We start from the raw sequence: 24,242 nt of genomic DNA, 5'->3' as shown, positions 1-24,242 counted from the left end.
GGCACCGGCTAGGCCGGGCGGCGCCCGGTGAGCCGCGGCGCCTCCCGCGCGGCGTCGATCGGCTCGCCCCGCTCCACCCGGCGGGCCAGCGCCCCGGCCCACCGGACCAGGGCGTCCAGGTCCATCCCGTACGGCGTTCCCAGGCCGCCGAGCACTCCGGCCCCGCGGCGCAGCAGCCGCGCCCCGCCCACGGCGTTCCCGCGCGCGGCGTGCGTCAGTCCCACCGCGAGCTGGGCCAGCCCCCGCCACAGCGCGGCCTCGTCGGCCGGCCCCGTCTTCCACGCGTCCTCGAACACCTCGTGCGCGTGGAAGGGCATGCCGGCGTCCAGCAGCCGCTGCGCCTCCCGCACGGTCTCCTCCGGACTCCGCTCCACCCCCTCGGGCTGCCGCTCGACCCCGGCCTCGCCGTAGGCGAGCGGCCGCCCCAGCCCGTCCCGCGGCCGCGCGCTCCGCGCCCGCCCCGCACCGTCCCTGTCCCTGCCGCTCGCCCTGTCGCCCACCCCTCCATCCTCGCGCGCCCGGTGACCGGTGCGTGAGCATCCTTCGGCGTGGGGTAATGTTCTTCCTGCACCGCCACCCGGAGATCACGCCGGGTGACAGGGCATCGGGACGTGGCGCAGCTTGGTAGCGCACTTGACTGGGGGTCAAGGGGTCGCAGGTTCAAATCCTGTCGTCCCGACTTTGCTTCTTGCAGGTCGGAGGCCGTTCTCTCATCCATGAGAGGGCGGGCTTTTCCGTGCCCGGAGTCCTGGTGGTCGCAGTGTGGTCGCACACCCGGTGCGGGGCTGGTTCGCCATGATGCTGTACGCGGGCGGGGCGGGGGAGTGGAGCCGGTGGAGGGCCTCGCGGAGGCGCTGGATGTGGTCGCGTGGTGGTCGCAGCCATGCCGGGCGGTCTGCATGCGTGCTGGTCCTCTCGGCTCTGGTCAGCGTGTGGTCGATGGTGTCGACGGCTTCGCGGGCGGCTTGTTGGGTGAGGTGGCTGTAGATGTTTGCGGTGGTCGAGAGGGTGGAGTGCCGCAGCGTCTTGGAGACCACGGTGAGCGGGACGCCGGCGGTGATGGTGATGGTGGCGGCCAGGTGCCGCAGGTCGTGAACGGTCACCCGGGGTACGCCAGCTTCTTTGGAGAGTTGCCGGAGCCGGTCGAGGACGGTGTGGGGTCGCAGCGGTCGGCCGTCGGGTCTGCAGAAGACGAGTCCGGTGAATGGATCGCTGGGGTCGCTGTGGCGGCGGGCCCTTGACCGGGCCCGGTGCTCGAGTGCGGTGGCGACGCGGGGTGAGACGGCTACCCAGTTCCGACTGGTACGGGTCTTGGGCGTGGTGATGACGAGGTGGTTGTTGTCGATCGCGGAGAGCGTGCACCGTACATAGAGGACACGCTCGGCCAGGTGGACGTCGTCCCAGTGCAGACCGAGGGCCTCTCCTTTGCGCATGCCGGTGCCGATGAGGAACTCGAACAGGTCGGCGATGTCTGGGTCTGCCTGGTGGCAGTGCTGGAGGAAGCGGACGGCCTCGTCCGCGGTCCAGATCCGGCGCTCTGGCGACGGTGGACGGTGAAGTGCCGGGGGACTGGCGGGGTTGTGGGCGAGGCGATGCTGGCGGACCGCGTCACCGAGAGCGCTGGAGAGGGTGGCCAGGCAACGGTAGAGGGTGGTCTTGCCGCGGCCGGCGGCGAGCTCGCCGGTGACGAACGCGGCGATGTGCCGGTGCCCGAGCTCGTCCAGCTTCAGGGTCCCGAAGGCCGGGACGAGATCGTTGTGGACGTAGTCCCGGTAACGCGCCATGGTGGTGGGCTTGAGCACGAGGGCCTTGGCGGCGAGCCAGGCGGTCAGGTAGGCGGCGAGGCTCTGGTTCGGGTCGGCGTTGAACCCGCCGGCCTCGCCCTCCAGGAACCTCCGCAGCGCCCCCTCGGCCGCGTCGTGGCTGACGAAGTCGCCCCGGCGGACGGTCGTCCGGCGGCGGCGCGGTGCCGGGACGTCGACGGCGAAGGTCCACGTCCCGTGGTCACCATCAGTGAGCAGGTGAGGGCAGTGTGCTCCGAATTGGTGACGCAATGTGTCGCGGCAGCCACACCTCCGGTAGATGCGGCCGCGGTCTCCAGTAGTACGCATGGGGATCGCCTCCAGGAGGCGGAGGGAAGGTCGACACCTCCAGTCTCGTGCGACCACCTGCGACCACCACGGCTGTCACATCGCTGTGACCAGCGAGTTTCCCTTGTCGGTGCGCCAAGGGCGGCGGCTAGTCACTGGCTCCGCTCGCCATGCTGGCACCGGAGGCGCCGACGAGCGTGTTGGGCGCGAGCATCGCCGTCCGCTGCACAGCGGTTCAGTCTTCTGCCGTCGTAGACGGTGCTGTCCGGCGTGCTCGGATTTTGCGAAGAACCTGCTCCAGCGGTTCGCTGGGGTCCAAGCGGTGCACTTGGACCCCATCTATCTCCTCGGTCTCGATTTTCCGGAAGTCGACCAGTTGATGGATACAGGTGCGGCCGCGAAATACTCGTTGAGTTTCCGGACGCGATCGAACCCTGGTGCCCCTTCGCGAGTGAGGCGTTCGACGATGGCGGCCAGATCGATCTCGGGGCTGCTGTCGCTCCATGTCTTGGCGCTGAAGGGGCCTCGTGGCGCACGTTACCGAGACCTGCGACCCGGACACACCGATCACCATCACACCTGGTCACCGGGTGAGATGATGATCGGTACCCGGCTGGTGGGTGGCCGCCGGGCATAGGAGGGGCGAGTGGCTGGGGACAGAATCCGCGCGCTGGTGGATGTCGGCTGGGCTGTGGCGGATCTGCTGCGGGGCAGCACAATGGCCAATCAGAGGCGTAAGGTGATCCTCTCGTTCACCTTGCTGCACCGGATGGACTGCCTGCGTCGGCATGAGTCAGACCTGCGACTGAGAGTGACGGCCGCAGAAGGGGAGAGCAGTCTCGCGACCCCCGCCCCGGACGCGGCGACGGCCGGAATGGACGGGACCGCCGGTGCGCCGGACACCTCGGACGGCCTCGGCGGATTGCTCACTACAGTTGACGAGACGCCATCGGATGGCGAGTCGCTCCTCGCCGAAGCGCTGGAGCGCTTTGTACGGGGCTTCTCCGCCGATGTCGTGGACGCGCTGGACGCGTTCGAATTCGCATCCATGGTAAGGCGGTTGGCGAAGGCAGGTGTGCTGCGCCAGGTGGTGTCCCGGTTTGCCGAGCTCGATCTGAGTCCTGATGTCGTCTCCGACCAGGAGATGGGGCGGGAGTACGAGGAACTGGTCCGGCGTCTCATCGACGAGGCGCCGGAGGCATCGGGCGAGCACACGAGCCCTCAGGACGTGACCGCGCTGGCTGTAAGGCTGCTGCTCGGCCCGGACGTGGCGACGTTGGACCGGGCGGGTCGGCCGATCGCCGTCCATGACCCGTGCTGCGGCACCGGAGGCATGTTCACCACCGTCGAGGACTTTCTGCGTGGCATGGGCAGTCTCGCCGAAGTGCAGGTCTTCGGCCAGGAGATCAATGCGGAGAGTCGTGCGATGGCCCGTTCCGCACGCATGATGAGAGGCGCGGATCCGACGGGCATCCTGTCCGGTGACGTTCTCAGCGACGACCGGTACCGCGGCGAGAAGTTTGACTACTTGCTGTCGAACCCGCCGTGGGGCGTCGACTGGCGCAGGTCGCGGGACGAAGTGAAGCGCGAGGCCGAGGAGTCGGGTCCCGCCGGGCGCTTCGGTGCTGGACTGCCCCGTGTCAGTGACGGTTCCTGGCTGTTCGTGCAGCACATGGTCGCCCATATGCGGCCTCCGGCCGAAGGCGGTGCGCGGGCGGCCCTTCTGTTTCCCGCCCTGTTGCTGAACCGGGGCGGTACCGGCTCGGACGAGTCGAAGATCCGGCAGTGGCTACTGAAGAACGACCTGCTGGAGGGCGTGGTCGCCCTGCCCGCGCATCTGTTCACCAACACCGGTATCCCTGCGTGTCTCTGGCTGCTGTCCAACCGCAAGCCGCCTCGACTGCGAGGCAAAGTCATCGCGTTGGACGCGCGGGGGCACTTCGCGACACTGCGCGGGCCCTTGGGCCGTAAGCGGCACTATCTAACCGACCAGAACATCGCCCGCCTCGCGGAGCGCTACGAAGCCGCTTACGGCGGCACCTCGGACGAGGGGCAGGAAGCTGGCGGCGAGGACGGGGCTTTGTTGCTCGACGTGGACTCCTTCGCCTACCAGGAGGTCACGGTCGACCAGCCGCTCCGGCAGTACTTCACGGTGAATCCCGCCACCGTTACCGATGCCGGATCATGGAGGAAGCCAGCCCGATTCGCCGGGGCGGACGCCCTGGTGGCCGCTCTCCGCGCATTGAGTGGTCAGACCTGGACCACCTGGTCCGCCTTCGAGGGCGCGTTCTCGACAGCACTGAAGAACAAGGGTCTGCCGACGGAGCTCCCGCCCGCGTTGTGGCGCAGAGTACGTCAGGCCGTGGCCGAATCGGCTCCGGAGGGCGAATTCCAGAAGGATGCGCGGGGACTTCCGCTGCCGGATCCCGAGCTACGTCACAAGGTGAGGCTGCCTCTGGGACAAGACGTGAGCGAGTTCATCGAGCAGAAGATTGCGCCCGAGTACCCGAATGTGTTGCGTGGCCAGGTCGGCATCGAGATCGGCTATGCCCTGCCTCAGGCCCCGTTCCTGGCCGTCGGTCCTGACACGGGTTTCGGGCCGCTCTCCACGGTGGCACGGCGCATAGCGAACGGCTCACCGGGCAGAAGGGCCATGGAGGGTTTGCCCCTGCTGAGCGGCAGAGACCTCCAGGTGGTGGTGACCGCAGCGGATCTCACTGAGGCTCCCCGGCCGGGGCAGGCCGTGGCCGCCTGCGCCGGCGGTGACGTGGTGGGATTGGGAGGCAACTGGCGCCTGTTGCCTGCGGAGTTCGGGGACGCCGTGACCGCTCTGACCGTGCTGCGTCCGATCGGCAACAGCGGGCGCGCTCTGTGCGAATGGATGCGGACCCGGGCGAGCGAAGAGGACGGCCCGTACTCGCGTGTGGCCATGAACTCGCCGGTGCCCGTCGAGCTGATCAAGGACCCCGAGTTCAACGCACATCTGGATGATCTCGACCATGGCAAGGCGGCTCTGGCCAGTACGACCTCCAGGATCCTGCCGAACGTGTTCCACGGCGTGCAGGCTGGCCTCGACGAGATGCGCCGCGCGGCCAAGGCCTCCGCGTACGAGGCGCTCATCATCGAGGAGCTCGTCCAGCCGCTCGGGGATCCGGTCCGACGGGCCGAGTGGACCTATCCGTACCACGTGGCGGCACTGGCCCGGCAGTACCGCATCGCCACGACGCTGGCCCATCGCAAGGATGCTCTCCTGAAACTCGCGGAGGGAGTGGCTCGTTGTGTCGGGGTGCTTGCCGTCGCGGTCCAGATTCACCGGGACCAGGGCTTCATCGACACCCTCCGCAGGAACAGGTCCCTCTCACAGGGTGGCGCGACCTTCGGAACGTGGGAGAAACAGATCGAAGCCCTGGTCAAGGCCGGGCCTATCCCCGAACTTCCGGAACTGGAAGGCGCTTTGGACCCCGGCGGTGTGCTCGGAACGCTGCGCGAACTGCGCGGGATGAGGAACGATTCGAGCCACGCAAGCAGAGTGCAGCCGGAACACAAGCTGGAGCGGGAGGTCGACGCTCTGCAGCCACTGGTTGTGGCGGCCCTGGAATCGGTGGGCTGGCTGTCCGCCCTTCGCTGGGAGCTGGTCGACACCTGCGCGTACACCGGCAACGGCGGATTCACCCTGATCGGGCGGCGCCTCCAAGGAAGCCATCCTGACTGGGAGCCCTTCGAGCGCTCGTTCCCCACCACTCTTGACCCGGACCGCATCTACGTGGAAGGACCCTCGTCCCCCCGGCCGTTGCCCTTGTGGCCCGTCGCTCGGGCGGAGGTCTGCGAGGACTGCGACGCGCGGGAGCTGTTCCTGTTCCACAAGTTCGACAGGACGAGCGGGGACATCACACTGCGCTGCGGCAGGGACCACAAGTTTCCCCGGGACGACGCCTGAAGGTTGTCCTACCCGCCATGATGTGGGCTTGATCTGGTCAATCGTACGATCAGAGGTCCGGGAGCTCCGGGTATGACTGCTAAGTACGGTCGCACTGAATCGGTGCCGTGACTGTCATCCGTCGTGGTCAGGCGCAGTCGATCGCCTTGGCCAGTTGCTCGGCGTGGGTGTCGAGTAGCGGCTTGAGGGTTCGGTAGTAGGGGGCGCCCCGTGCATCCGTCTGCCTGAGCCAGTGGCAGACGTTATGCCGTTGTCGGCTCCAGACGGGGTTCTGGGGTCGCAGGTCCACAGCCCGTCGGGAGAGAAGATCTGCTACGCCCTTGCGCATGCCGGTGCCGATGAGGAACTCGAACAGGTCGGCTATCTCGGGGTCGGCCTGGTGGCAGTAGGTGAGGAAGCGGGCAGCCTCCTCTGCCGTCCAGATGCGTCGTTCCGGTGCGGTCGGCCGGCGCAGGACCGGGGGAGAGGCGGGGTTGTGGGGGAGGCGGTGTTGGCGGACGGCGTCGCCGAGGGCGCTGGAGAGGGTGGCCAGGCAGCGGTAGAGGGTGGTGCGGCCGCGGCCGGCGGCGAGCTGGCAGGTGACGAAGGCGGAGATGTGCCGGTGGGCGAGCTGGTCGAGCTTGAGGGTGCCGAAGGCGGGGATGAGGTCGTTGCGGACGTAGTCGCGGTAGCGGGCCATGGTGGTGGGCTTCAGCACCAGGGTCTTCGCCGCCAGCCAGGCGTTGAGGTAGGCGGCGACGGTCTGGCTGGGGTCGGCGTTGTATCCGCCGGCTTCGCCCTCGAGGAACCGGCCCAGAGCGTGCTCGGCGGCGTCCTGGCTGCGGAACCCGCCGCGCCGGACGGTGGTGCGGTGGCGGCCTGGGGTGGGACGCCGACGGCGAAGTTCCAGGTGCCGTGCTGGCTGTCGGTGGTCAGGTGGGGGCAGTGGGTGCCGAGCTGGTGGTGCTGGGGGTCTCTGCAGCCGCAGCGGCGGTAGATCCGGCCGCGGCCGACGCTGGTACGCATGGGGATTGCCTCCGGGAGGCGAGGGTGGGGGTGTGGATGTTTTCAGCGTGCGACCACAGGGGACCACCACGCCTCCCAGAGCCTCCTGACCAGCCCGTCGCCCTTGGCAGAGCGCCAAGGGCCGCGCCTTGACCTAGCTTCGCAGACGCCCAGCAGATTCTTCGACTCCTGCTGGTCCAGCAGCGGCAAGCCGTTGACCAGCGGAGACATTGGTTTTGGGGCCGCAGGTTCGAGGTCTGGCCCGGGGATGGTCCGGATCTTGGCGGTGCCGGGTCCCGAGAGGGGCGATCGCCCCGTCATGGATGCCGGGCGACAGCGAAGAGTGCCGGTGACCACGTCGGTCGTCAGCGGCTGCGGCAGGCGTTGCAGGCCATGGGACTTCCGGGTCCGTAGCGGTGAATCGGGGTGACGCAGATTATGCAGCGATGCCGACGGGCTGCTCAGGCCTCGACGTCGATGCCGTAGTCGGTGGCCAGGCCGGCCAGTCCGGTGTCGTAGCCCTGCCCGACGGCGCGAGCCTTCCACCCGCCGGAGTGCCGGTAGAGCTCCATCGCGACGGTGACCGTCTCGCCCGATCCGAAGGGCTCCGGCTGGAACGACAGGAGGTTTTGGGACAGCTGGGTAGCCTCGGCCCGCCAGGTGGTGTGCTGGTCGAAGACCGCGGTGGGTCGGGCCTCGAGGTCGATACTGACGACGACGGCGATGCTCCTGACGTCATCGGGGACATTGCCCAGGACGGCTGTGACCGTGTCACCGTCGGCTCGTACGCCGTCCTGATGAGGATGGTTGTAGAAGACCAGGTCGTTGTCGTTGCGTACTTTGCCGTTGGTAGCGAGGAGCACTGCAGATACGTCAACGGGCGCTCCGGTGGCAATGATGCGCACGGTGACGGGCGCTGTTCGCAGTGGGGCGTTGCCTCCCTTGGCCAGCTGTTCCTCTCGGACTGCAGGGAGATCGCCTGCAGTCTGGCCCGCGGCCACCGGAGGGCTCGTGTCGGTGAGTGCGCTGATCGCGCTCTGGAAGATCGGCCACCCTTCGGCCTCCTCGCCGGGCCAGGGCCAGGCTATGCGCTGTGCGCCGAACTGCTTGGCGGTGGGCGGTTCACCGAGTGCTTCATGGAGCTGGAGATAGCGAAGGCTCTCCGTGGCCAATCGGCTCAGCTGCCACTGCCGGCGGGACTCGTCCGGGTCGTTCATCCAGGTGTCGTGGGAGAGCGGCTTGCCGCCCAATGCCTCGTAGACCCTGCGTGCGAAGTCGTAGCCGTCGCACGTCAGCAGACGGGTGGGCCGTTCCTGCTCGGCCGCGGCCGGCTCACCAATGGCGGTGTACACGGAACCCAGATCACCGCCGGTCCAGCGGTTGGCCGCCGTGGTGGCGAACTGGGCGAACTGGATCAGGGTGGGCGGACGCCCCTTGGCGGCAACGAACCGGTGATGGGCACGGGCCACGTCTTCCAGCTCGGTGCGCCAGCGCTGCTGGAGGTAAGTGGCGAGGTGCTCCTCAGCCCAAGCGCGGCGGTGCCGGGTCACGATGTCGCGGACGCGCTCGAAGCCCTCACGACGAGTGGAGTAACCGATGCTCGAAGACACGGTGACGTCACCGAAGGGCGTGCCGACAGAGAACCCGTCGTCCCTCGTGATCATTTCCTCCGGCCTCAGGTGCCGTTCGGCGGTACGCAGCTCTTCGAACAGTGAGGGATCGACCGGACAGTCGGCGGTCTGGAGTGCGGCGAGGGAACGCCTGTAGTAGTCGGCGACACCTGACAATGAAGTGCGGGAGGAGGGGCCCTCGCACACGAACCAAGCGGTGAGAGCAACCCCGTGCCAGAACTCCACTGCAGGGCCGAAGGTGTCTGCCATCAGCTGGTGAGGTCGCGGATTGCTCACGATGCTGCGGGAATGGCGCTGAAGTGTCATGGTGTCCCACAACCGGTCGACGCGTTCGTTCACGGCAGTGGGCAGGATGTCCCGGTACAACTGGGGAGTGGAACCCTGGTCGTTCCCGGACTGCGTCATGAGTTCCTCGTCGACCAGTCCCCACAATGACCGCATACCCGGGGCTTGAACGGCGTGTGCCTGGTCGAAGGCCACCCACCACTCACGCAGTGCGTCACCGCGTTCCTCAACCGGGGAGAGGGAGGACGTTCCCCCGAGGAAGGCGGTGAGTACCGCGTGTATCTCTTCCTCCGGCACCCCGGACTCAGCCGCCATGGTCGCCGCCTGGGAGGACATGCCGACGTACAGGCGGGGCTCGGGGAGCGTGGTGATGACTTCCTCGTCCGGGTGCGGGGACACCTGGAGGTAGTCCAGTACGGCGAGCCAGTCGCCCGAGAAGTAGCCGGAGACGACAGGTTGCAGGGCCCGGGTCAAGACACGACGCGCCAAGGCCGTCCCGATCTTGGCGGACTTGGCCTTCTTGGTGAAGCCTTCCATCAGGGACTGCACCTGCGTCATGCGATGGCGGGCGACGAGCTGCGACAGGTCGCTGGCGGCGAGCGAGTCCAACAGCTCGAGGCGTGCGCGCTGCTGCGCAGCCCGGTCCAGTCGGTGCCATCCGGCCCCGAAACGGAAGCGCGCCAGGACATCGGGAGCCAGACCCAGCCGAGCGAAGCGACTCTCGATCTCGTCCCATAGCTGCTGCTGGTCCTCGGCCGAACCGACCGGGCCTGCTGCCCGCACTCGGACGGGTTCCATCACCGTCTCGAACAACGGGTTCAACAACGCCCACAGCAGCACCGCATCGGCACTGTCCACGGTGCTGATCCGGGCGGTGTCGTCCGCTGCCACCGTCATCGCGTGAGCCGCGCGTCGGCGCATCAGATGTGGCAGGTTCACCACACCCGCCTTCAGCGACAACTTCTGCGGTAGGTACCAGGCACCCCGACGCTGCTGTTCCTGGACGCCGAACACATCCGTGTACAGGAGTCGCTCCTGCGGCGCGAGCCCCACCAGCTCGACGGTGTCCGATGCCTGAGGGCCCCTACCCTGGGTGACTCTGGCCATCGGCTGCCCGTTGAGTGCGGCCTCCAGGAGTCTTGCGGCCATCGCGTCGAGTTCGGCGAACCGCTGGTCCTGGCCTGCGTCAGTCTCCAGAACGAGAGCCTCGTCCGGGCTCATGCCGGGGGCGTCCCGCCACCATCGCAGCTGATCACTGGCCACAGGTCAGCCTCCTCACGTACTCGACGAACTGCTCGAAGGGCATGGGGGTCGCGGAGCTCTGCGCATAAACGGCGTAGCGTTGGGCCATCAGCTGCATCTCCCGCTCGGCTCGTCTCGCCTCCACCCGGTCCAGGTCGTGCACCACACGCTGCTCGACGCGGCCCTGTTCGTACAGCACGAACGCATCCACCCCGGCCGGGCCGGCGCCCGCGGACCCATCACCCCCCTCGCCTTCGGCCTTCTCCGACAGCGATGCGGCATCGATCAGCGGGGCGTCGAGCAACACCGCGGGATCCATGTCGTTGTCCACGCACATGGCCTCCAGATGTTCCTCGAGGCCCAGTTCCGCGTGGCAGACCACGTCCATGTACTGCTCGCCAGCGGGCACGCCCCCATGCCGCAGGACACGTACGCCACGCCCCACGAACTGGTAGAACTCACCGAAGCTGCCGTAAGGCCGTACCGGCACCACCACAGCGATCGGCGGGAAGTCGTATCCCTGGCCGAGCATCCGAAGCTGCACGATGCCCTGGAGATCACCCGAATCGGACTCGAACCGCCGCCTGGTCGCGGCAATCGCCGACGCCGACATGCTGTGATGCAACGTCCCGCAGGGGATGCCGTGGGCCTCGGCGATCCGAGCGATCTGGCGGGCGTGGGCCTCACCCATCGCTGAGAACAGCACCCGGGGCTTGACCGGAGCGAGCAGCTTGGCCTGCGCATCCAGACACGCTCGCGTCACCGCCATCACCTGGTGGATCGATGCGTCTGACTGCGCGGTGATCCGCGCGATCTTCCGCTCGTCTCCGAGTGCCGCGAGCAGCGCCTCACGGCCCACGATCTCCTCGCGCTGGCCGTCCGGCCACACGGCCTCGTACACCGTCGTCGCTGTATCCGGGGCGAACCGGTGGACCCGCAAGTTCTTCGCGGAGCCGTCCGCGACGGAGTCCACCAGCCTGTAGCGGTAGACGACGTCGGCGTCGATGGGCTTGCCGTCCAGGCGCTTGAAGCAAGCCGACATGAGCAACGTCCGCGCATGACGGAAGTGAGCGAACAGCCGCTGGTAGGAGTCACTGGCAGCGATGTGTGCCTCATCCACCACGATGAAGTCGATGTCGTCCGGCGCCAGCTTCGCCAGTAGGTCCCCGGGCTTGTCCCCGGTGCCCAGGGCATGGAAGTTCGTCACCAGAACGTCCGCCACCAGCAGTCGTTCCCGTGTCACGTGGCTGATCTGCGTCTCGTCTGCGTCCAGCACCAAGGCGTGCGGCGGGCGGGCCCCGGGCAACAAGGGCCCACCCGGAAGCCCATACAGGACGTTGCCCGGTACACCGGGGTCGAGGGCTTTGGCGAAGGTACCGCGGATCACCGAGCCGGGCGTCACTACGAGAGCACGGCGTCTGGTGAACGAGAGCGCAGCAGCCACGCCCAGCGCGGTCTTGCCGGCTCCGACCGCCATCACGGTCGCCGCGTGGCGGCCACCGGAGGCGTAGTAATTGGCCAGCGCACCCAACGCTTCGTCCTGGCACGCTCTCAGTGGCCCGCGGTCCACCAGGGGCCGGACCCCGTCGAAGTAGGCGGTGCCGGAAGCCTCCAGGCCGTATCGCGGAGGATCGGCGGACCGCATCGGATCGCCCGCCATGTCCGGAACCTCGACGTGTGGCGCGGCGACGACAAAGGGGGAGAGCTCTACGTCGCGGCGGAGCATGGCCTGCAGCTGTGCAACACAGCGACGGGTGTCCAGACGCACGGCATCGTAGGAGAACCGCAGCACGGTCAAACCGGTGGCTGCCAAGTCGTTCTGGCGCAGCCTGTCGTACGTGAACGCGGCGCGGTCACTGTGGAACGCGAAACCGTCCAACTCGATGGCAAGTTGGAGCGAGTCGCCTGCGATGAGGTAGTCCAGCCGGTAGGAGCGCTCGTTGACCGCCACCGGATGCTGGCTGTGCACCCGCGGCACGATGCCCGGTTCGACGGCAGGAGTGAGCACCCACCGGAGGAAGGCCTCCTCCAAATACGAAGCAGAGGGGATCAGCTGGTCAAGGCGAGTGCTCATACCAGTCCGCCCGCGGCACTCTCGGTAGCCAGCGCCTCGGTCTTCTCCAAAAGACGCTCCACCACATCCTCGCCCTGCCTGAAAGGGGCGAGCCTGCGAGCCAGCGCCAACGCTTCGGTGAATGCCCCTTCGCGCTCGAGAAGCGAGATCAGGCGCGGCACGGACGTGACCCTCACAAACGTCTCCGGACGGACGTCCTCGTCGAACGACACCGCCTGTGGTGCGGCCTCCATCAACTGCAGGTCCAGCTCGGCGAAAACCTCGAGCATCTCGAGCCCGGCAGCGTAGGAACGTCGATCGCTCCACAGACGGTCGACCGCACTCTGAAGGACAAAGTGGTAGTCCATGGCCGATCCCGGAAGCTCCAGGGCCTCCCAGACGCTCGCGAGATGTTCCGCGCCCCGTGCGTCGAACGGTACGTGCTGGCTGGCCGGGGTCGCGGAGGTACTCCCCTCAGCGGTCGGCCACATAGGTGTGCTGTACGACTCATCCGGTCGGACGGAGGCGCCGGGTAGCTGATCCCTCACGACACCAGGACTGCCGGTGAAGGCCAAGCCTGGGATCGACGCCATTCGCTCGAACCACGTCCTCAACAGTTCCCACCCTCGTCTTCCGTATACGGCTCAGCAGACACGCCACGCCCCACACAGCACCCATTGTCACAGCAGGTGGGCACGACGGCAGGGCAACTGGCAACTTCCGGCTCGCGTTGCGGTGCTTCGTTCTGATGCGGTGCCACTGAGTGTTGAGGAGGTAACCCGGGTAGGTCGGCCCGTCCGTCATCGTCTCTGGGAGCCGATTCGAGGAAGCAGGCTGTAACGGACCCCGGATACGCCATGTCGTTCGCTCCACACCCTTTCGCCTGACCGTGTCAGTGCCCACCCGCTGGCCTCATAGGGCATGAGTTCGCCCACGTTGAGCTGCCCCAGGAGATGTGTGAGCTCGTCTGCGACGCGGAGATCATGTTCGCGCTGCCGTTCGTCGGCGTTGGCGTATCCGTCAGCGCGAGCCGTGAACTCCTCGTAGGACAGTTCACCGAGTCGGCGACGATGCGACACCAGTGCTTCGCGCTCCACGTATGCATCCGAGTACTCCTTGCCGAACGATCGGCCGTAGCGACGGACGCGCTGCCGCTCCTCTTCGAGCATGTCGGGGCTGATCCGTTGCTGCCGCGCGCTTTCGATGACGTCAGCCCGTGACAGGAGCCAGGACAGAGGGGATGGGCACAGGAAGATGGCCAATCTGCCGTATCCCTGCCACTGGCAGTGGGTGTAACCGACGGCTTGGGCAACCCAGCCATACCTGTCACCCACGCTGGAGTGAGGGGTCAGGTTCTTGAACTCCACGCCGAACGCCGGGTTGGCATCGAACCACGGCTCCGGATCACGTGGCCTCAAGACGGCATCGATGCGAGTTTCCTCGCCGGTCCAGTACTTGCCGGGGACCTGTTCCTCGATGTGGAACCATCGCTCCATCTTGCTCAGGACGAAGGCGGCGAGTGTCTTCTCGTTGGTGAAGGTGCCAGGGGCTGGTAACAATGCCTTCCGTCCGTAGCGCACTTGTCAGACTGTACGTCGTCCCCCTGACACTGGGCCACTATTCCTGTCTGCTTGTCGGCGCTCTGCCAGCAGCGCAGAGGGCCGACGACTGCTGACCTCCATAGCTCGGTCGGTCCCCGCAGCTGCGGGCCGTGGCCACGAGGAGTCATGCAGCCAACCCCGTGTCGGGGATTGTGGCCGCGGTGCCGATGGAGCCGGGCACGAGGTGCCGGTAGATCCTGCAAGCGATGTCGATGTTGTTGTGGCCCATGGGCCCTGATCCCGGATTTTGAACACGCCTATGTGGCTCGTGTCCGGGTAGTTGATGTCGGTTGGAGGGCGTTTTCGAAGGCGATCGGTGATCGCTGGCCGGCCGAGCCGGGAATCCCGGCGCCGGGTGTTGTGGCGGGTAGCCAGCGGAAGCCGTTGAGTAGCGCCTCGGACTCGCCCGTCCAACCTTTTCGGCCCTTGAGCGTCTCTCATTTGAAGGTTTCGCTGAAGCTCTCCGCGGCGTTGTCTGCGCTGGACCCGACCGCGCTCATGCTCTGCTGCACCCCTGCCGGCCCGCAGGCTTCGGCGAAGGACCCGCTCGTGTACTGGGCCCGTGATCGGCCTGTATCACGGCTCCGGTGAGACTGCCGCGGGTGCGGATCGCGGCGTCAGGGCGCGGGTCACCAGATCGGCGAGCTGTTGGTCCACGCCCATGTCCAGGCCGGTTCCGCTGCGCGCCGGTCCGAGATGCTGGACCTGCTGCTGTTGGGGTCCTACGGCGTGGCCGAGGCGATCGGCAATGCTGACCGAGGCTAGACGGGCCCCGGATCGCTTGTCGGCGCACTTGTAACTGGGGCAGAGCGACGACCTCCTCTTGGACGCCGTCGCGCAGGCAGCCTGATCCACCTGTCGTCCGGAGGCAGGCCCTGCGAACTGGGCTCTTCAGTAACATTCTTGGCAGGGCCAGGGATGATGTGTAGATGAGCCATGATGACAGGGTCCGAAAGCTGGGTACGAAGTTCGAGAAGGCGCGATACCCGACGTTCGGCCCGGTGCTGTTGGGGATGAGAGTCCAGGGCTTTCGCGGCGTGGCGGACCTGACCCTGGAGTTCAAGTCACCCGTCACGGCCATCTCGGGTCTGAACGGCACCGGGAAGAGTACGGTCGTGCAGCTCGCGGCAGCTGCGTTCCGCCAGCCGACTGACCACCCCTGGAACCGCTACTACGTGGCCTACTTTTTCCCGGTATCTGTGGCTGATCCCGAACCCTTCACCACTGGCGCCCAGGTGCAGTACCTCTACGCTGCGGACAGCGGATTGGGTGTTCAACAGGTCACAGTGACGCGGGCCGTGAAGGAGTGGTCCGGCTACAAGCGGCAGCCTGAGCGGGCCACCTATTACCGCGGCTTCACGCAGTTCATTCCGAAGGTTGAGAAGCGTGATCTGTCCATCTACGGCGGGTCCAGTCTGGAGCTGGGAGAGGCGAATCCGCTCGACGCGACGGCTGCCAACCACGTCGGGCGGATCTTGGCGGTTCCCTACGAGCACCTGGGTTTCACCGAAGTACTGACCACGCAGAAGACGGCGACGCTCGCGATGGCGGGTCGCAGCGGCCGACGCTACTCCGAGAACCACATGGGGACCGGGGAAGGGCGAGTGCTCTACATGGTGAACACCATGGAGACGGCGCCGCCCAAGAGCCTCGTTATCCTGGAAGAGCCCGAGACCTCCTTGCACGGCGACGCTCAGGTCCGCCTCGCCAAGTATCTTGTCGAGGTGGCCCTGCGGCGTGGGCACCAGATCATCATCACCACGCATAGCTCTGCGATCCTCGGACAGCTAGGCCGCGACTCGGTCGTCTACCTGCGACGCACGCCAACGGGAGACGTGACGGCCACGCACGGGCTCAGTACCTACCAAATCGACTCGCACCTCCAGCGGGAAGGCCGTATCCCTGGCGGTATGACCGTTTGCGTAGAGGATGAGTTCGCGCGCCATCTCGCCACTGAGATCTTCCGCACGGTCGACCCCGATCTTCTCACTGGCTGCTCGTTCCTCACCATCGGGGGCGGTCAGGAGATTCCAAAGGCGGTGAAGTTGCTGCGCGAGGCGAAGGTGCGCGCCGTCGGGCTCAGCGACGGAGACATGCCGCATGACGGGACCGGCGGCGTCCGGACTCTGCCCGGTACCGAACCACCGGAGAAAGAGGTCTTCGCGCACCCCGCAGTCAAGAGCCACTTCGCCGAGGTGCCGTACTCGATCGACCTGGACGAGGTGCTTGCTGGCGTAGCTGACCACCACGACTACGCCCAGACAGTGGCGGCGCGTCTCATGCTGGACGAAGTCGCAGTAATAAGCGTTGCGTGCCGGACCTACGCGGCTGCTCACCAGGCGGGTGACTTCGACGCAGTCGTCGGCTTCGTCCGCAAGGAGGTGGGTGATAGGCGGTAGCTTGCGCCGTTCTGAGCGGCTCACGGAGTGCAGGTGCCGGAACCGATGAACTGGCGGCCATTGGTGTACGCGTTGTGGACGGCGACGGTCCAGCGGGTGTACTTCCAGCTCTTGTTGGTGTTGAACTCTGCCGTGAGTTTGCGGCAGAGGGCCTTTTCTACGGCGCCTTTGAGGTTGGACTGAGAAGCCCGGCTGGCAAAACGGTTGTTGGGGTCGTCAGTCCATACGTACGCGGCGTTTTCGACGGGATCGAAGCCCAGGTTAATGCCGTCGCCCGTGCTGAGGGAGGCTTCGTTTGTCTCTGGGGTGTTGGCGTTCCAGGTGGCGGTGATGGCTTTGACCGTGGCGTCGGCGACGCGGATCTCTACCTTGTCGCTGCTGGGGAGTTCCGCCGTCGCCATGCCGGATTCGTCGCCGTGCCATTGGCCGGCGATCTCGGTGAAGCAGCCCTTGGTGGCTTCTCCGTAGCCGAGCGCGGCTGCCTCGGTGTCACCGTCGGATGTCTTCCAGTGGATGGAGAAGCGGCCGTAGGGCCAGGTGGTGGGGTTGTCCTTGAGTCGGTGGGCGAGGACGGTGCAGGCGGCCATGTGCCCAGCCCGGCGAAATACCTCCTGGTAGTTCTCGGGAAGCTGGGGGACCGGTCCGCCGGTCACGATCACTGTCTGCGCGCGCAGGTTGAACGTGATCGTGGGCTTCATGAAGTCCATGTCCTTGGTGGCCAGGATGGATGTCATGTGGTCGCGGATCGCCTGCTCGGCGTCCTGTTCCTGGGGAGTGCTGGCGCGCGCGCTGGTCCGCCATGTGTCGGGGTGCGGCTGGGACTCGTCACCGGCTCGGGTGTAGGCGGGGTTGGGCACTCCTGCCAGCGGATCCATGGGGACCTTGATGGTTCGTGGATCGACCGGAGGCACGGTCCTGATTTCGCCCGTGGTCGCGGAAGCCGTGGCTGCGGCAGGTCTGCCGGAGGGCGCTGCAGAGCTGACCGTGCCCTTCGAGTTGGCGTCCGGGTCAACCTGGCCCTTGGAGTCGAAGGCCACGATGCCGCCCGCGACGGCAGCGCCGGCGGCCGCCGCGGCAACGAGGACGATGAGCGTGCGCTTGCGGGCCGACGCGGCAGGAGCCTGCCAGGCGGGGTCCTCCGCGCCGGGCACGTGCCACTCGGTGGCCACGAAGTCGCGGACCGTGGTGGGTTCCAGCCCTGAGTCGACGGTAAGTACCTGGGTTGCCTGAGCGGAGAGGAGGTGGGCACACTCCTCCGCTGCCGAGTGGGAGTTGATCCGCTCGCCGGGGTTTTTCGTGAGTGCTTTCTCCACGGTTCCGCGCAGTCCCTCGGGGAGGCCGTCGAGGTCGGGTTCGGCGGACATGATGCGGTAGGCGACCACGTCGGGGGATCCTGTGCCGAACGGCAGGCGGCCGGTGGCGGCGTATGCGACGAGAGCTCCCCAGGCGAACACGTCGCCTTCGGGGCCAGCGGTGCCGGTGCGGTAGTGCTCGGGGCTGATCCATCCAGGGGTGCCGGTCATCACGCCGGTTCGGGTGACGGACGTGCCGTCAGCGGCGTGAGCGATGCCGAAGTCCAGTACGCGGGGCCCCGCGGGGTTGAGGATGACGTTCTGCGGTTTGACGTCCCGGTGGACGACACCGGCGGCGTGGATGGCCGCGAGGGCCTGGGCGGTGCCAGTGGCGAAGGCGTAGAGGGTACCGCCGGTGAGCGGACCGTGGGCGGTCAGGTGCTGGTTGAGGGTCGGGCCTGGGATGTAGGTCGTGGCCAGCCACGGGGTCTCGGCGTCAGGGTCGGCCGAGAGCACGGGTACGAGGCACGGTCCTTGGACGCGGGCGGAGAGCTGGACCTCACGGCGAAAGCGGGCGCGGAACTCGGGGTCCTCGGCCTGCGCGGCGTTGACGACCTTGACGGCGACCCGCAGTCCAATCGGATCGAGGCCCGCGTGAACCGTACCCATGCCGCCCGAGCCAAGGCGGCCGATGATCCGGTAAGGGCCGACCCGCTTAGGGTCACCAGAACGAGCAGGCTGCACCCGCCCGCCAGCGCGAGCACTGCTCACAGGATGTCTGTTCCTCTTCTGCGATGGAGCGCGATGAGGCTGGACGCACCCATCAGAAGAGTCCCCCAAGCCTGGAAACTGGATGGTATCTGCAGACCGCCGCAACGAGGGGTGGCAGCTCGACGATTGGTCGAGGCGGCTACGCCAAACCGACCGTCTGACGGTGGAGCGCGGCCAGGTCGGTGGGGACCAGTTGAGGACCACGCAGGGTGTGCCCGGCATTGTGCGTGGTGACGTGGCGCTCTCGCCGTTCACCTACGCCGACGACATGCAGACCTATGGCCCCGCGGAGGCCGTCCCAGCTTCGAAGGCGTGGAAGGTGGCCAGGGGGAGGCCGTGCGTGGCCAAGGTCGACGGAACCCTGGTCAAGCTGCCCGTCGCCCTCCGGGCTGATCTTTGGCCCACCACAGGAACGCGGCGGCGTGCTGTCGGTTGGCGAAGCCCTCGCCGGCGAGGTCGAGAAGGAGGTCGTTGCTCCACAGGATGAGCCGGCCGCGGGTCCAGTTCACCGACTCGGGGGACGGCAGCTCCAGGCCGTAGACCATCCGCGCGATCTCGCGTTTGCCGCCGGCCTCGGTCGTGTATTTCAGGATCGTCAGGAAGCGGTCGGGGTACGTCACGCAGAGGACCCTCGTGAGGAGGGCTTCCTTGAAGCCGGTCATGGCGAACGGCTTGGTGCCGGACAGCAGGTGCTCAAGCCGGTCTTCGAGCGGCACGTCGGAAGGTCCGTGCAGGAGGTATTCGATCGTCTGGCGGGTCGCCTCCCCAGCCGCGGCGTCGCCCATGTCGTTCCACGCGGAGTTGAAAGTGGCCTGATTGCCGGGGCGGGCTCCGACCTCGGAGTTGGCGAAGTCCTTCAGGGCTCTGGGGTCGCAGATCCACAGCCCGTCGGGGGAGAAGATCTGCTGGTACTTCGCCCAGTAGGCCGCCACGTCAGGGTCGAGGTCCGGTTTGACGGCGAGGTACTGCTCCTTCAGCCGGGTCACGCGCTCCAACTGCTCGCGATCGACATCCTCGGCGTTCGGGAAACGGGCCTTGAGGTCTTGGAAGGAGCGGAGCGGCTGCCTACGCGGGACGGTGGGCTCCCTGTGCTCCCATTCATAACCGCACCCGTGCTTCACGAGCCGATGTCCGCCGTCGAACGTGCGGACCACCACGATGTCCTCATCGTCGCTGCACAGTGGACACATGGCCAACGCCATGGCGACCCCCGCTTTGTCGGTGCTTGTGCCCCACTTTGAGCCAATGCACTCTCCGGCCAAGAGCCGCATTCTCGCAGCCAGGCAGGGCAGGCGGGGTGCGATCTCCAGCACGGGCGGATCTCGACTTTACTGGCCTGGACGGCAACTCCGCGCCGCAACGCCTGGTGTCCGGTTCGTACAACGAGGTGGCAACGCACGGCGCGTGGGCTTCGGAGGACACCTTGGTGGTGAAGCCGAAACCGACGCGGTACCAGGCACCGATCAGTCGGTCAGCCGGCACACCCTGTCGTCATCCGTCACCTCGTAGACGTCGATGCGCAGGAGCTGTCGGACGTGGGCCGGGACGCGTGCGGCGGCCTTGAGGGAGGAGGACGGCACGACGAGGGCGTAGCGCGTGTGCGGGTCCTGGCTCGTCATGCGGCGCAGCAGTTGGCCATAGGCGATGTCGGCGTCGATGCCTTTCTCGCTGGTGCGGCCCTTGGCCTCGCAGATCAGCCGTTCCCAGCCGCGTACGGCTTCCAGGTCGGTCCACCGGTCCGTGGGATCGACGGGTGTCCAGCCTTCGGCCAGCAGCCAGGTGCGGAAGGTGTCGGTAACCCGGTCCTCGTCACTGGCGCGGGCCAGGATCTTCTTCAGTGCCGCCAGGTCGGCCGCTTCGTTGCGGCGCAGTCGTCCGCGGCCGTCCGCATCCAGGTTGGTGGGGCGGATGAGGACCAGGCGCAGCCCGTGCGCGGGGATCTGCTCATCGCGCCGGGCGTCGTACAGGGCGCGCTGCTCGCCGCGGTGGACGCCGCTGACGGTGAGGCGGTTCGGCTTGTCAAAGTGGGGCATCGGCTGGTCGTGCTGCAGTTCGCGGTACTCGACCACCAGCTGATGGCCCGGCCAGTAGGCGTCGACCGGCAGTTGGACTCGTCGGCCGCCTGATCCGGGATCCCCGAGCAGCCAGTCGAACCTGTGCTGTGTCAGGGCGTTCTCCCCGAGGATCCGCTCGCACAACCCAACGACATACGCCTCATCGCTGCCATCTCTCGTTGCCATGACCGAGCATCCTGCCACCACCCATAGACCAGCAGCACCGGGCTGGCGAAACCCAGAGCCTCGCCGTGCAGAAGACCGGCAACGACAAGCACCCGGGCGCCGTCCGGGACGGGGGGCGGGCCCGAGGGCCGAGTGGCGCCCCTTGGGGACCAGTTGGGGACCAGCGCCCACGTCGGTGGGCGCACGGCAGGTACGTATGTGCACGCTGTGCGCCCCCAGATTGGAGCATATGTTGCGAAATTTCCTCCGACCCATCGATCTGGGGGTCAAGGGGTCGCAGGTTCAAATCCTGTCGTCCCGACTTGCGAGTACGCAGGTCAGAGGTCGTATCGGAAGCATCCGATACGACCTCAAGATCGTTTTTGGGGACGGGACGCCGGCATCGGCGAACCAGGTCGGTCCGGTCCGGTGTGGCGTAGGTCGTGTCGCCGGAGGTGTTCGAACCCGAGCTCGGTGACGACGTCGTCCCAGTGGGTGGCGTCGCGCCCGACCGCGGTGGAGATGCGCCCGCCGCGCCGCCCCCCCCGCAACCGCACCGCACTGGCGGGGCCACCCCGCCTCGGCGCACGACACCCCTGCCGCAGCCCGTCGGCAACCCCGCCGCGCTCCGCCGGCCTCCGCGCCGGACCTTCCAGCCCCCGATCCGCCGAAGACATCGCCCTTCCGTCAGGTGGTCCGGTGTGTGCCGACCACGGGGTTGAGGGCGGATGCGGCCACGTTGCCCGGGCGTGTGCCGGGGACGAAGTCCGTCCAGGCGCCGCTGAGGGCGGTGGGTTCGGGGACGATCCTGGTGCCGTCCGCGTAGTACGTGGACGACAGCACGCGCCGGGGTGCCGTGGTGTGGTTGGCGCCGGCGGTGTGGAAGCAGTCGGCGGCGTGGAAGGAGACCTCGCCCACGGAGAACGGCTTCGCGAAGGGACGTACGCCGGCCTGGCGGAGGCGGGCGGCGACCTGCTCGTCGAACGAGCGCCGCAGGGGTGACGCGGAGAGCCCCGGCAGTGCGCGGGCCGCGTCCTGACGGGAGAGGCAGGCCAGTGGGCCCATCTCGGTGGGGATGTCCCGCAAGGGGATCCAGGAGGTGACGACGGCGGGGGAGTCGAGCGGGTAGTGGTGGCTGTCGCGGTGCCAGGGGGTGCGCCCGCAACCGGGCTCCTTGGAGAGGATGTTGTCGTGGTACAGCCGCACCGCGTCGACCTCGACCAACTGCGCTGCGATGTTGCCGAGCCTGCGCGACAGGGCGACGGCCCGCATCAGCGGGTCGGTCAGCCACAGCTGTTCCAGAGCGAGAAACCGGCCGGGGGCGTCCGGGCCGTGAGCGGCTTCCAGTAACCGGTCCGCACGCTGCGCCAGCGCTGCTACCGCGTCCGGTGTGAGCAGGTCGGGAAGCCGCACGAAGCCGTGAAGCACGAAGAAGGCAATTGCTTCCTCGGCCAAGGCGTACGGAGCGGCGAGCGCCTCCTCGACCTCGCGGTCGGATGCCACATGCCCGAGCGCGGTCCGCGGTGCCTGGGCCGGCTGCGTGGGTTCGGCTCCCGGGTCGGCGGCCAGCGTCATGTACCAGTCCCACCACTGCTGGTCGTCCCCTGCCCACTGGCTCGGCAGCCCAACTCCTTTGGTGTGGTGCTCCGGCGCTGTGGACTCGGGCACGGGAACTCCTCCATTCGGTGAGCACGCTGCTCAGTCGAAGTCTCATGCCTTGGGCGGGGCACTGTCCCGCACAGGCGTTCCGTCGGCCGAAAGTCACTCGCGGCGAGCCGTGGGCCGAAGGTCTCCCGGGTGATGAGGGGGTGTCCGAGGTAGGTCTCCCGGTGCGACGCGATGACCTCGGACCTCGTGGTCCCGCAAGCCGAGGAGATGTGAGCCGTGGCGGGGTTCCGCGTCCCCTTCGCCTACGCCTCGCGCTGCGATGTGCTCGGCGTACACGCACGCCAACTCCCTTCTCTGCTCTGCCTGCTGTCGCAGCCGGTCTGGATGAGCAGGCTCGTCGCCGAGCTTTCGGTCTGGTCAACCGGGACCCGGGGGGTGTTCCGGACACCCGACCGGTTCGACCGCGCCGAACTGCGGACCGTACTGACCACACCGCTGACGGGCTTGCCGGTTCTGCGCGGCCCGAGGCCGAGGAGGATGACGGGACGCCGGCCGCGCCCCAGCCGGAAGCGTTCGCCTGGTTCGAGATCGGTACGGCCGACGCCGAAGCCACCCAGCGGTCGGAGTGCGGTAGGCGGGTGTGAACCTCCGGTCGCCGAGATGGGCGGCCACAAGCGGTCCGCCGGCCGCCCCACCAGACGGTGGGGCCGAAGCTCCGCCGGGCGGGTCGCTGGCGCCCGGGGGAGAGTGGGCGCATGGTGTACGACGAAGGTCTGGCCCAGCGGATCAGGGAGCAGCTCGGCGAACGGCCGGACATCACCGAAAAGCGGATGTTCGGTGGGTTGTCCTTCCTGCTGGGCGGCAATATGACGGTGGGTGTGGTCGGGGACGAGGTCATCGCCCGGGTGGGGACGGACCGGGCCGAGGAGGCGCTCGCCCGGCCCGAGGCCAGGCCCATGGACTTCACCGGCCGGCCGATGCGCGGCTGGGTGACGGTCTCGGGCCCGGCGCTCGCGGAGGACTCGGTCCTGCGGCACTGGGTGACGACGGCGACGGCCTTCGTCGACACCCTCCCGCCGAAGTAGCCGGTGTCGTAGGAGCCGGTGTCGTAGGAGCCGGAGCGCGCGCCACGGCCCGGCCCGGATTCCCGCGGCCCTCGGGGAGGCGTCGACCGAGCCCGCCCCTCGGATCCGGTCACCCCGAAGGTGGGAGCCGCTCCTCCAGCAGGGCCTTGAGTCGTGCGAGGTCCTTGCGCTGGGCGCGCCGCATGGCTGCGGCCACGACGGGCCCGGCGAGGGAGGCGAAGCCGCTGGGCTCGCCCCGGTTGCGCAGGGTCATCCGGGTGTGGTCCCCGGTCCGCCCGTACGGCTCCCAGGTGTACGTGGTCTCCATGGGGAAGGGGCCCTCGGCGGTCCGCATCACCAGCCGGCGACCCGGCTCGTACGCGGTGATCTCGTAGGTGTAGGCGAGGCGGCGGCCGAGGAAGCGGGCGACGAACGCCATCCGCGACCCGATCACGGCGGGGGGCGGGGTCTGCCACTCGACGGACGCGATGTTCTCGTACCAGTCCGGCGCGTGCGAGGGGTCGGCCGCGTAGGCGGCGGCCCGCTCGCACGGGACGGCGATCACGGTCTCGGTCAGGACGTCGACCTGCATCGGGGGCCCGCCTCAGACGGTGAAGAACGGGTTCGGGGTGCCCGTCTCGGCGTAGTCCTTCAGGCGGGTCATCAGGACGCCCCAGGTCTCGCTGATCATCGGGAGCTCGGCCTCGCCCTCGGGGAACCCGGAGTGGGAGAAGGCCACGCGGGTGCCCTCGGGGGTACCGGTCAGCTCCCAGGTGATGATGGTGCCGGCCCAGTGGGGCGGGAAGGCGCCGACGTTCACCCAGACGACGCGGTCCTCGTCGGCCTGTTCGCGGCGGAGCCGGAAGGGCTCGGGGACGCCGGGGAAGTTGAAGTACAGGACCTCGTCCTTGCGGTTGACGTCGTCGGTCCACCAGCCGGTGAGTCCGTCGTGGGTGTTGAGCGCCTCCAGGACGCGGGCGCGGTCGGTGGCGATGTCGGTCTCGTAGGTGATGGCGGTCATGGCGTGCTCCAGGTGGTGCCGGTGGTTCCCGTGGGGGGCTTATTT

At 67.8% G+C, this 24,242-nt stretch carries 16 protein-coding genes, 1 tRNA gene and 1 pseudogene; 4 read left to right on the top strand and 14 right to left on the bottom strand.

Features of this window, described 5'->3' with window-relative positions:
* Positions 1-8: 8 nt before the first annotated feature.
* Positions 9-500: a DUF309 domain-containing protein gene (locus tag AC067U_RS01140; protein WP_478827504.1), complete on the bottom strand. Its 492-nt coding sequence runs from the start codon at positions 498-500 to the stop codon at positions 9-11.
* A 105-nt stretch (positions 501-605) separates the two neighbouring features.
* Between AC067U_RS01140 and AC067U_RS01135 the strand changes: the two genes are divergently transcribed.
* Positions 606-679 (top strand) — tRNA-Pro (locus AC067U_RS01135).
* A 31-nt stretch (positions 680-710) separates the two neighbouring features.
* On the opposite strand, the gene AC067U_RS01130 is transcribed toward AC067U_RS01135, so the two are convergent.
* A complete protein-coding gene (locus tag AC067U_RS01130; RefSeq protein WP_478827503.1) occupies positions 711-2,054 on the bottom strand; it encodes a site-specific integrase in 1,344 nt (447 codons plus the stop codon).
* A gap of 682 nt (positions 2,055-2,736) precedes the next feature.
* On the opposite strand from AC067U_RS01130, the gene AC067U_RS01125 reads away from it, so the two are divergent.
* The gene (locus AC067U_RS01125; protein ID WP_478827502.1) at positions 2,737-6,027 is read left to right on the top strand and encodes a class I SAM-dependent DNA methyltransferase; all 3,291 of its coding nucleotides are present in this window, start codon (positions 2,737-2,739) and stop codon (positions 6,025-6,027) included.
* Between the two features lie 127 nt (positions 6,028-6,154).
* On the opposite strand, the gene AC067U_RS01120 is transcribed toward AC067U_RS01125, so the two are convergent.
* The 5 genes from AC067U_RS01120 to AC067U_RS01100 form a co-directional block, all read right to left on the bottom strand.
* Entirely contained in the window at positions 6,155-7,099 is a 945-nt protein-coding gene (locus AC067U_RS01120; protein WP_478827501.1) for a site-specific integrase, read from the bottom strand.
* A gap of 373 nt (positions 7,100-7,472) precedes the next feature.
* Complete coding sequence (locus AC067U_RS01115) at positions 7,473-10,190, bottom strand: TerD family protein (RefSeq protein ID WP_478827500.1); 2,718 nt, start codon at positions 10,188-10,190, stop codon at positions 7,473-7,475.
* Positions 10,180-12,243 (bottom strand): DEAD/DEAH box helicase family protein, encoded by a 2,064-nt coding sequence (locus AC067U_RS01110; protein ID WP_478827499.1) that lies wholly within the window; start codon positions 12,241-12,243, stop codon positions 10,180-10,182. The genes AC067U_RS01115 and AC067U_RS01110 overlap by 11 nt, the downstream gene beginning before the upstream one ends.
* A complete protein-coding gene (locus AC067U_RS01105) occupies positions 12,240-12,590 on the bottom strand; it encodes a hypothetical protein (RefSeq protein WP_223837602.1) in 351 nt (116 codons plus the stop codon). Before AC067U_RS01105 ends, AC067U_RS01110 begins: the two co-directional genes overlap by 4 nt.
* A 432-nt stretch (positions 12,591-13,022) precedes the next feature.
* Positions 13,023-13,802, bottom strand: coding sequence for a hypothetical protein (locus AC067U_RS01100; protein WP_478827498.1), 780 nt, complete (start codon positions 13,800-13,802; stop codon positions 13,023-13,025).
* Positions 13,803-14,752: 950 nt separating this feature from the next.
* Here AC067U_RS01100 and AC067U_RS01095 point away from each other — a divergent pair.
* Positions 14,753-16,222, top strand: coding sequence for an ATP-dependent nuclease (locus AC067U_RS01095; RefSeq protein WP_478827497.1), 1,470 nt, complete (start codon positions 14,753-14,755; stop codon positions 16,220-16,222).
* Positions 16,223-16,242: 20 nt separating this feature from the next.
* On the opposite strand, the gene AC067U_RS01090 is transcribed toward AC067U_RS01095, so the two are convergent.
* The 5 genes and pseudogenes from AC067U_RS01090 to AC067U_RS01070 form a co-directional block, all read right to left on the bottom strand.
* Positions 16,243-18,285: a serine/threonine protein kinase gene (locus tag AC067U_RS01090; RefSeq protein ID WP_478827496.1), complete on the bottom strand. Its 2,043-nt coding sequence runs from the start codon at positions 18,283-18,285 to the stop codon at positions 16,243-16,245.
* 365 nt (positions 18,286-18,650) lie between these two features.
* Positions 18,651-19,598: a hypothetical protein gene (locus AC067U_RS01085; RefSeq protein WP_478827495.1), complete on the bottom strand. Its 948-nt coding sequence runs from the start codon at positions 19,596-19,598 to the stop codon at positions 18,651-18,653.
* 150 nt (positions 19,599-19,748) lie between these two features.
* Positions 19,749-20,525, bottom strand: a complete 777-nt coding sequence (locus AC067U_RS01080; RefSeq protein ID WP_478827494.1) for a hypothetical protein — start codon at positions 20,523-20,525, stop codon at positions 19,749-19,751.
* A 372-nt stretch (positions 20,526-20,897) separates the two neighbouring features.
* Positions 20,898-21,058: pseudogene (locus AC067U_RS01075) on the bottom strand (site-specific integrase); the annotation flags it as partial.
* Between the two features lie 133 nt (positions 21,059-21,191).
* Positions 21,192-22,172: a phytanoyl-CoA dioxygenase family protein gene (locus tag AC067U_RS01070; RefSeq protein WP_478827493.1), complete on the bottom strand. Its 981-nt coding sequence runs from the start codon at positions 22,170-22,172 to the stop codon at positions 21,192-21,194.
* Positions 22,173-22,867: 695 nt separating this feature from the next.
* Between AC067U_RS01070 and AC067U_RS01065 the strand changes: the two genes are divergently transcribed.
* Positions 22,868-23,197: a TfoX/Sxy family protein gene (locus tag AC067U_RS01065; RefSeq protein WP_478827492.1), complete on the top strand. Its 330-nt coding sequence runs from the start codon at positions 22,868-22,870 to the stop codon at positions 23,195-23,197.
* Between the two features lie 109 nt (positions 23,198-23,306).
* On the opposite strand, the gene AC067U_RS01060 is transcribed toward AC067U_RS01065, so the two are convergent.
* Both AC067U_RS01060 and AC067U_RS01055 read right to left on the bottom strand, forming a co-directional pair.
* Positions 23,307-23,768 carry an SRPBCC family protein gene (locus AC067U_RS01060; protein WP_478827491.1) on the bottom strand — a complete coding sequence of 154 codons (462 nt, stop codon included), beginning with the start codon at positions 23,766-23,768 and terminating at the stop codon, positions 23,307-23,309.
* 12 nt (positions 23,769-23,780) lie between these two features.
* A complete protein-coding gene (locus tag AC067U_RS01055) occupies positions 23,781-24,197 on the bottom strand; it encodes an SRPBCC family protein (protein ID WP_478827490.1) in 417 nt (138 codons plus the stop codon).
* Positions 24,198-24,242 lie beyond the last annotated feature (45 nt).

The organism is Streptomyces sp. NPDC043853 (genome assembly GCF_056436025.1).
Note: the sequence above shows the minus strand (reverse complement) of the source record. Positions and strands in the feature narration are given on the sequence as shown.

Excerpts from the sequence above, each read along its gene's own strand:
- AC067U_RS01055 (WP_478827490.1), bottom strand. The coding sequence starts at position 24,197 with ATGACCGCCATCACCTACGAGACCGACATCGCCACCGACCGCGCCCGC.
- AC067U_RS01080 (WP_478827494.1), bottom strand. The coding sequence starts at position 20,525 with ATGGCAACGAGAGATGGCAGCGATGAGGCGTATGTCGTTGGGTTGTGC.
- AC067U_RS01095 (WP_478827497.1), top strand. The coding sequence starts at position 14,753 with ATGAGCCATGATGACAGGGTCCGAAAGCTGGGTACGAAGTTCGAGAAG.
- AC067U_RS01060 (WP_478827491.1), bottom strand. The coding sequence starts at position 23,768 with ATGCAGGTCGACGTCCTGACCGAGACCGTGATCGCCGTCCCGTGCGAG.
- AC067U_RS01105 (WP_223837602.1), bottom strand. The coding sequence starts at position 12,590 with ATGGACTACCACTTTGTCCTTCAGAGTGCGGTCGACCGTCTGTGGAGC.
- AC067U_RS01065 (WP_478827492.1), top strand. The coding sequence starts at position 22,868 with ATGGTGTACGACGAAGGTCTGGCCCAGCGGATCAGGGAGCAGCTCGGC.
- AC067U_RS01110 (WP_478827499.1), bottom strand. The coding sequence starts at position 12,243 with ATGAGCACTCGCCTTGACCAGCTGATCCCCTCTGCTTCGTATTTGGAG.